At 72.6% G+C, this 8,496-nt stretch carries 8 protein-coding genes; 2 read left to right on the top strand and 6 right to left on the bottom strand.

Annotated features, from left to right (window positions below; translation table 11 throughout):
* Nucleotides 1-48: 48 nt before the first annotated feature.
* Complete coding sequence (locus ACFCXS_RS00915; RefSeq protein ID WP_376641489.1) at nt 49-882, bottom strand: hypothetical protein; 834 nt, start codon at nt 880-882, stop codon at nt 49-51.
* Nucleotides 883-1,331: 449 nt separating this feature from the next.
* Here ACFCXS_RS00915 and ACFCXS_RS00920 point away from each other — a divergent pair, with 449 nt between their 5' ends.
* Nucleotides 1,332-1,721, top strand: coding sequence for a hypothetical protein (locus tag ACFCXS_RS00920; RefSeq protein WP_376640618.1), 390 nt, complete (start codon nt 1,332-1,334; stop codon nt 1,719-1,721).
* A 31-nt stretch (nt 1,722-1,752) separates the two neighbouring features.
* The gene (locus ACFCXS_RS00925; RefSeq protein WP_376640620.1) at nt 1,753-3,441 is read left to right on the top strand and encodes a chitinase; all 1,689 of its coding nucleotides are present in this window, start codon (nt 1,753-1,755) and stop codon (nt 3,439-3,441) included.
* Between the two features lie 37 nt (nt 3,442-3,478).
* Here ACFCXS_RS00925 and ACFCXS_RS00930 read toward each other — a convergent pair whose 3' ends face one another.
* The 5 genes from ACFCXS_RS00930 to ACFCXS_RS00950 all read right to left on the bottom strand — a co-directional run.
* On the bottom strand, nt 3,479-3,943 hold the full coding sequence (locus tag ACFCXS_RS00930; protein WP_376640622.1) for a hypothetical protein: 465 nt from the start codon (nt 3,941-3,943) through the stop codon (nt 3,479-3,481).
* 25 nt (nt 3,944-3,968) lie between these two features.
* Nucleotides 3,969-5,285, bottom strand: coding sequence for an Nramp family divalent metal transporter (locus ACFCXS_RS00935; RefSeq protein ID WP_376640623.1), 1,317 nt, complete (start codon nt 5,283-5,285; stop codon nt 3,969-3,971).
* Nucleotides 5,286-5,387: 102 nt separating this feature from the next.
* Nucleotides 5,388-5,873, bottom strand: coding sequence for an ATP-binding protein (locus tag ACFCXS_RS00940; RefSeq protein ID WP_376640625.1), 486 nt, complete (start codon nt 5,871-5,873; stop codon nt 5,388-5,390).
* Between the two features lie 81 nt (nt 5,874-5,954).
* On the bottom strand, nt 5,955-6,854 hold the full coding sequence (locus ACFCXS_RS00945) for an anti-sigma factor RsbA family regulatory protein (RefSeq protein WP_376640627.1): 900 nt from the start codon (nt 6,852-6,854) through the stop codon (nt 5,955-5,957).
* On the bottom strand, nt 6,851-8,496 hold a 1,646-nt coding region (locus tag ACFCXS_RS00950; RefSeq protein WP_376640629.1), incomplete at its 5' end, for a LuxR C-terminal-related transcriptional regulator. The genes ACFCXS_RS00950 and ACFCXS_RS00945, both read right to left, overlap by 4 nt.

The following is an 8,496-nucleotide window of genomic DNA, read 5'->3' on the forward strand; positions in this document are numbered from 1 at the left end:
ATATCGGTCGAGCGGGATCGGAACAGTGCTGACGAGCGGTGTCAGGCCTCAGCCGACGGCCGTTCGGCTCTCGAGCTGCTGGTGGGGCGGGCTGTCGTGGACGGGTGGCGTGGCCGAGCAGAACACGCAGCGGTCCCCGATGACGTCGATGCCGCACCAGTGGCACCGGCTGCGCCGTACGGAGGTGACCAGCTGGTAGAGGACGGACAGGTCGGGCAGGTAGCTGCAGAACTCGACGAGCTTGGCGGTGCCCCACCAGCCGGGTGATTCGGCCGGGAGGGGGGTCTCGCGCAGCCCCTGCACCTTCCAGGAGGGGGCGAGGGTGCCGGTGACCCAGTCGGAGGGGAGCTGGCCCTTGGCGACCAGCATCCAGGTGCCGAACTCCGGTCCGGGCAGCTGGGCCTCGGGGGTGATCCTCACGAGGTGCGGCTCCGGGTGGGCGAGGACGCCGAACTGGCTGCCGGGCACCCAGGACTTGGCGTGCGACTTCAGGCCGACGGGGACGCGGTCGAGGCGGGCGACGGAGTTCAGCAGCGCGCCGGCGTGGATGTAGTGCACGAGCAGCCGGCCGGCCGAGGCGAGCACGCCGGGGCTGATGTCGCAGGAGGCGAGCTGACGTAACTGGCGGGCCAGGACGGCGAGTCCGAGCGGTGGCAGGTCCGGCCGGAACAGGGCGATGCGGTCGCTCTCCATGAGGGAGCGCAGGGTGTGCAGGCGTCGCTGCACCGCGGTGGGCGCGGCCTGTGAGCAGACCACGATCACATGGCCGTGGTGTTCGACCAGGGCCTGCATCTCGGCCAGCGCCTGCTCCAGGGGGCGCCGGTCGACGTCCCGCAGCACGACGGCGGGCAGGGTGCGTTCGTCCTGTGGTGGCAGCGCCATGTCGGCGCTGGTCACGGCAATGGCAGTTGGCACGCGCAGCTCCCCGTTTCCCCATGCCGGTCGGAACGCCGGGTGTCACTCCGGCGCACCGTGTCGACTTCACTGCGTGACTACCTCAGCACTGTATCCACGCCTCTGTGACCGGAGAACAGCGTTTGTGTAGCTGGAGAGCAACTGCCGTTGCACAAGAGGCGTCAAAACGGGGCAGGTTGAGCATCTTGCCGGTCGTCCCGGCGAGCCCGGGCGGTTCCGGGCGGTGGGCCCAGCGGACCTGGTGGTGACGATGGGCCTTGGTTTTACGACCCCCGCGATCCCGGGGGCACGGCGACGGTCGCGGGCCGGGGCAGCTGGTCCCCGGTGCTCCAGGCACTGGCCCTGGTCGCCGGGTGCGGCATGGCCACGGCCGGGTTCGCGACCCTGCTCTTCTTCGAGATCACCGGGGGCAACCGATGGCGCTCGTGCGCTGCCGGGCCGTCGGCATCGTCGTACTGGTCCTCACCGGGTACGTCCAGACGACGCTGATCCACGACCCGCTGGTCGGCCCGGAGGGCGTCGGTTCGTTCGGGGCCGCGCTGGCGCTGGTGCATCTGCCGAACCTGGTGTGCGTCGTGCTGGCCACCTGGGCGGCGGCGCGGGTGTATCCGGAGCCGTGGCGGGAGATGCCGGTGCGGCACCTGGCGGCGGCGTGCGCGGCCCCGGCGGCGGCTCAGGTACTGCTGCTCTCCCTGCGGCCTGGGGTGCTGGACCTCGCGGGTGCGGGGTTCTGGATGTCCACGGGGGTGCTGCCGGCGGGCTGCACGGTGGGCCTGCTGCTCGACAGGTTGGTCTGGACCTCTTGACAGCCGCTTTGGTCTGGACCATTTTCTTGTCATGTCCCCACACAGACGATCCCTGCGGCTGTGGTCGGGTGCCGTCACGGCTGCCCTGGCCCTCACCCTCACGACCGTCGGCCAGGCGAGCGCCGCCGACGTCGACAACATCAGGAACGCCGGCTTCGAGTCGGGCCTGAGCGACTGGACCTGCTCGGCGGGCAGCGGTGCGACGGTCTCCTCCCCCGTCCGCACCGGCACGGCCGCGCTGCGGGCGACCCCCGCGGGCCAGGACAACGCCCGGTGCTCCCAGACCGTCCGGGTGAAGCCCGGCTCGACCTACAAGCTGGGCGCCTGGGTCCGGGGCGGGTACGCCTACCTCGGCGTGACGGGCACCGGCACGACGGACGTGTCCACCTGGACGCCCGACTCCTCCTCCTGGAAGGAGCTGTCCACCACCTTCACCACGGGCTCCTCGACGACCTCGGTGACGGTGTACACCCACGGCTGGTACGGGCAGGCGGCCTACTACGCGGACGACGTGTCGGTGTTCGGCCCCGACGGCGGCGGGGGCACGGACCCGGGCCCCACGATCCCGTCCGCGCCGGGCGGCCTGAACGTCTCGGGCAGCACGTCCTCCTCGGTCTCCCTGGCATGGAACACGGTCCCGGGAGCGACGGGTTACACCGTCTACCGCGACGGCACGAAGGTGACGGCCGTCTCCGGCACCGCGGCGACGGTGACCGGGCTCGCGGCCTCGACGTCGTACTCCTTCCAGGTCACGGCGACGAACGGGGCCGGTGAGTCGCCGAAGTCGGCGGCGGTGACGGGCACCACGAACAAGCCGAACGGGCCGGGCCCCGCCCTGCCCCGGCACGCGGTGACCGGCTACTGGCAGAACTTCGGCAACGGAGCGACGGTCCAGCGCATCTCGGACGTCCCCGCCGCCTACGACATCATCGCGGTGGCCTTCGCCGACGCGACCGGCACGCCCGGGGCGGTGTCCTTCACCCTGGACTCGGCCGGCCTGAACGGCTACACGCCCGACCAGTTCAAGGCGGACGTGAAGGCGAAGCAGGCGGCGGGCAAGAAGGTGATCATCTCGGTCGGCGGCGAGCGCGGCACGGTGTCGGTCAACGACGCCGCGTCGGCGGCCGGCTTCGCGAACAGCGTGTACTCCGTGATGCAGACGTACGGCTTCGACGGCGTCGACATCGACCTGGAGAACGGCCTGAACGCGACGTACATGACGCAGGCGCTGCGCGCCCTGTCGGCGAAGGCGGGACCCTCGCTCGTCCTGACGATGGCACCGCAGACGATCGACATGCAGTCCACGTCCAACGGCTACTTCCGGACCGCGCTGAACGTGAAGGACATCCTCACGGTCGTCAACATGCAGTACTACAACAGCGGTTCCATGCTCGGCTGCGACGGCAAGGTCTACAGCCAGGGCTCGGTCGACTTCCTGACGGCCCTGGCCTGCATCCAGCTGGAGAACGGCCTCGCCCCGTCCCAGGTGGGTCTGGGCCTGCCGGCCTCGACGCGCGGGGCGGGCAGCGGCTACGTCTCGCCGAGCGTGGTGAACAACGCCCTGGACTGTCTGACCAGGGCCACCGGCTGCGGCACCTTCAAGCCGCCGCGGACGTACCCCGACCTGCGCGGTGCGATGACCTGGTCTACCAACTGGGACGCCACGGCGGGCAATGCCTGGTCCAGCGCGGTGGGACAGCACGTGCACGGGCTGCCGTAGCCGCGGCTGACAGCGCCGGCGGGGTCGAGGGGCTGCCTCACCCCGCCGGGCGGTAGTGGCCCAGCACCCAGGCCAGCTGCGGGAACCACTCCTGGAGCCGCGTCCGGGGCTTGGCCTCCACCACGCACTCGAAGAACCGGCCGTCCCTGTGGATCACGGCGACCATCAGCGCCTTGCCGTTCGGGCTCGCCTGGTAGTGGACGCTGCGGATCTCCGGCCAGCGGAACTCGATCGACAGACCGGACGACTCGAAGGCCACGCCCGACGCGTCGACGACGACCGCGTTGCGCTTGTCGACGGCCAGGAAGTCCGGGCCGTCCGCCGCCGGCTGCGGCGGGGCCTGGGCGTACGCCTGCTGCTGCGGCGCCTGGGCATACGGCTGCTGCTGCGGCGCCTGGGCGTACGGCGGCTGCTGCGGGGCCGCGTACGGGGGCGGCCCCGGCGCGTAGTGCGGCGGGGGCGGGCCGAAGCCGGGACCGGGGGGCGGTGGCTGCTGGGTCACCCGGCCATTCTCCCTGCCCCCGGCCCTAGAAGAACTCCCCCCACGGCTGGTCCCAGATCTGCTTCACGCACAGGATCAGGAACAGCAGGCCGGCGACGGCGAGCATGACGTTGCTGAGGGGGCCGTTGCGCCACTCCCGGGGCGTGCGGGAGGTGTTGAGGAGCCAGATCAGCGTGCCGGCGAGGAAGGGCAGGAACGCCGCGCCGAGGACGCCGTAGATGATGATCAGGCGGAAGGGCTGGCCCTCGAAGAGCAGGATCATCGGCGGGAAGGTCAGCCAGAGCAGGTAGGCGCGGAACGGCCAGGAGCGCTCGCGTGTCCCCGAGGCGACCTCCTCGCCCTTCGCCCGGCCCGTGCCCGACAGGCGGGCCACGAAGTCGGCGAACATCAGGCTCACGCCGTGCCAGACGCCGATCAGCGAGGTGAACGACGTGGCGAAGAAGCCGATCAGGAAGAACTTCGCCGTGGCCGGGCCGTACTCCTTCTCCAGGATGTCACCCAGCTGGATCAGGCCCTTGTCACCACTGGCGATGGCGACGTTCGCGGAGTGCAGCAGCTCCGCGCCGACGAACAGCATGGCGATGACGAAGATGCCGGTGGTGGCGTAGGCGACGCGGTTGTCCAGGCGCATGACCTTCATCCAGCCGGTGTCGGTCCAGCCCTTGGCGTTGACCCAGTAGCCGTACGCCGCCAGGGTGATCGTGCCGCCCACACCGCCGATCAGGCCGAGGGTGTTGAGGATCGAGTCCTTCTCGTCCGGCAGCACCGGCAGGAGCCCGGCGAAGGCGTCGGCGATGTTCGGCGTGACCCGGATCGCCAGGTACACCGTCACCACGAACATGACGCCCACCAGGACGGTCATGACCTTCTCGAACACCGCGTACTTGTTGAACCAGACGAAGACCAGGCCGACCAGACCACAGGCGATGCCCCACCACTTGAGGTCCATCACGTCCGGGAACAGCGCCTGCAACGGCAGCGCGCTCGACGACATGGCCGCCGCGCCGTACACGAAGCCCCAGACCACGACGTAGACCGCGAAGAACCAGGTGGTCCAGCGGCCCAGGCTCGCCCAGCCGTCGAACAGGGTGCGGCCCGTGGACAGGTGCCAGCGGCCCGCCGCCTCGGCCAGGGAGATCTTCACCAGACAGCCGATGATCGCGGCCCACAGGAGGGTGTAGCCGAAGTTGCTGCCCGCGATCAGCGTGGCGACGAGGTCACCGGCACCGACCCCGGTCGCCGCGACGACGATGCCCGGACCGATGTGTTTCCAACTCGCTTTCCGGGGCTGTGGGGGGTGGGTGGCCTCGTGCTCCGTGGTGTTGTCCGTGGTGTCCGCCATGCAGGTCAAGAAATCCCAAAGACGCCCGCGGGACAAGAGGGCCTGACCGGATCTTCACTCGATGCCCGTAGGACACCCTGCCCGGTCAGGCCCGGCGGAGCGCTACGGCTGCCGCCGACCGCAGCCGTCCGATCCGCACGTGCCGAGCTCGAACCACACGGTCTTGCCCGACCCGTCCCGGTGACAGCCCCAGCGCCGGGCGAGCGCGTCCACCAGGAACATTCCACGGCCGCTCTCCCCCGTGCCCGCGTCCAGCACCCGCGGCACACGGCGTTCGGTGTCGGCGACCTCGCAGCGCAGGAGGCCGTGTGCGGCGAAGAGGGTGAGCCGGAAGGGGCTCCGGGCGTGCACCAGGGCGTTGGTGGCCAGTTCACCGACGAGCAGTTCGGCCACCTGCGCGACGTCACCGCGCTCGGCGAGCCCCCAGCACTCCAACTGCCTGCGGACCTCCGCGCGTGCCTCACGGACGGCGGAGGGCCGGGGTGCGTACTCGACGCTCAGATGCCCCGCTCCCAACGGTGGTTGCGGGAAGGGGCCGTAGTGGGCGTCGGGGTCGGGGAGGTGGTGCCGCCCGGAGAGTTGCAGCATGGGTCCAGGGTGATCCCCCCGGGCGCTCCCGCGCACGGGGAGGACTACCCGATCCCCTACCTGCTTGTGCAGGTGAGGGGGTCACGCGTACTGGAGACGGACCGTCGCTCCGTCGGCGTCGTCGCGGATGTCCACGTAGGCGCAGACCTGACGGGCGTACCACAGTCCCGGTCCCGGTTCCGGGCCGGCGGCGGGCGGGACGAAGCCGGCGAGCGCGTCGTCGAGGCGGTGGGCCGAGCGCAGTTCGCAGACGCAGCCGGGGGCGTCGCCCCACAGCAGGAGGTCACCGTCGAGGGGGGCGAGGGCCGCCGCGCTCTCCGCCACGGCCGCGGCGAACAGCTCGGCGTCCGCGACGGGCAGCCCCCGCCCCACGGCCCAGCTCTGCACCGTCGCGCCGTGCGGCTCCGCACGGCGCAGCGCTCCGGCCGGCGGCAACGGCAGCGGCACGGCGTCGAGTTCGGCCACGAGCCGCAGCGGGTCCTCGTACACCTCGGTGTCGGGGTGGGTGCGGCGGGCCGCGGCGACGACGGCGGGCCCGGCGGTGCGGGTGTCGTAGGCGCACAGGGCGGTCGTGGCCATGGGGGCGAAGAGGAGGTTGGCGAGGGCCTCGTAGCGGATCCACTCGGTGGTCTCGCGGGCCGACCGGCCGGCGCGGCCGCTCCAGACGGGCTCCATGACGAGGTGGAGCCGGCCGCCGGGGCCGGCGTGCGCCGCGAGATACGCGGCGGCCCGGGCGACGGCGTTGGCGGCGGAGCCGGTGTACCAGTCGGTGTGCGGGATGCAGGTGACGTCCTTCGCCCCGGAGCCGAGGGCGTCGCGCAGGAGGTCCAGGTGGTGCGGGGCGGCGATGGCCACCGGCGGCGGTTCGCCGGAGGCGTCGAGGCCCTCGCCGAGGAAGGGCAGGGCGGCGGCCAGGAAGCCTTCGTCGGAGTCGAAGACGGCCATGCGGTGGTCGAACGGGCTGAGTTCTGCGGTGGTCACGTGATCCCCTCGGGTGGGTGGGTGCGGGTGGGGGCGGGGCAGCGCTGGGCCGTCACCCAGGCGGCGATCTGGCTGCGGTTGCTGAAGCCGAGCTTTCCGAGGATGCGTTCCACATGGCCCTCGGCGGTGCGGCGGGCGATCACCAGGCGGTCGGCGATCTGCTGGTTGGCGAGCCCTTCGGCGACGAGCTGGGCGACCTCGGTCTCCCGGCGGGTCAGACGGACCGTGCCGTCGTCGTGCGGGGGCGCGGCGGCGGGTTCCGAGGGGTGCGGGCGGCCCGGCTCCTGGAGCTCCTGGCCGGCCAGTTCCGCGAGACCCAGGGTTGCGCCCCGGCGGTGGGCCCGCTCGAACGCCTCGCGTCCGAGGGCCCTGCCCGCCCGCTCCTCGCTGTCCCGGCGTACGGAGTTGAGGGTGTGGGAGCCCCATCGGCCGGTGTCGATGTCGGCCCAGACGCGGTCGGCGCCGCCCAGCAGCACGGCGGCCTGCTCGTGGTCGCCGCGGGCGGTCGCGATCGACGCGAGCAGATCGAGGGTGAGGGCGATGCCGATGACGTCGTGGACGGCGAGTTTGAGCCGCAGGGCCTCCCGGGCGTGCCGTTCGGCCCGGGGCCAGTCGCCGCGCACGGTGTGGGCGAGGGCGAGGATGCGCAGCACGTAGGACCGGACCCACTGTTCGCCGTGCCGCTCGCACAGCGCGAGGGCCCGCTCGCAGACCTCGACGGCCCGCTCGGCCTCGCCCAGGTAGCCCAGCGCGCAGGCGAGTTCGACCTGGTCGAGGCCGGCGAGGCTGAGGTGCTGGCCGGGCACGGGGCCGCGGGCGACGGTGGTCTCGAAGTGCCGCAGCGCTCCGGGCAGGTCGTCTCCGAACAGCCGGATGACGCCGATGACGTACTCGGCGTGCGCGGCCTCGGCGTCGTCGCCGAGGGCGAGGGCGAGGGCGAGGGCGTCGGTGGCGTGGCGGCGGCCCCGGGGGAAGTCCCGGGTGGCGGCGGCCAGCAGCCCGGCGACCCACAGCCCGCGGGCCCGTTCCCGGGTCGGTCCGGGGGCGGCGGCCAGGGCCCGGTCGAGCCAGTACAGGCCTTCGCGGGAGGCGCCGCAGGCGTGCCAGTGGAACCAGAGTGTGCCGGCCAGACGCAGCCCGGCGAGGGCCTCGCCGGGGGTGGAGAGGCTGAAGTCGAGGGCGGCGCGGAGGTTGTCCCGGTCGGCGAGCAGCCGGGCGGCCGTCTCCGGCTGCCCCGGTCCGAACCAGCCGCGTTCGCACTCCTCGGCCCGCCGCGCCGTCCAGTCGCGCTGGCGCCGCCGGGCGGCCTCCTCCTGCCCGGCGCTCCGCCGCAACTGCTCGAGACCGTACTGCCGCAGGGTGTCGAGCAGCCGGTAGCGCACAGCGCCGGGCCCGGGCTCCCGGCAGAGCACGGACTTGTCCACGAGCCCGGCGACGGCCTCCAGGACGTCGTCCGTGCGCAGGCCGAGAGGCGGGGCCGGGGTCCCGGTGGGCACTGCCTCGGGGCGGGCGACGGCCTCCAGGACGTCGTCCGTGCGCAGGCCCAAGGGCAGGGCCGAGGTCCCGGTGGGCACTGCCTCGGGGCGGGCGACGGCCTCCAGGACGTCGTCCGTGCGCAGGCCCAAGGGCGGGGCCGAGGTCC

This window comes from Streptomyces sp. NPDC056373 (assembly GCF_042262425.1).
Classification (GTDB): Bacteria; Actinomycetota; Actinomycetes; order Streptomycetales; family Streptomycetaceae; genus Streptomyces.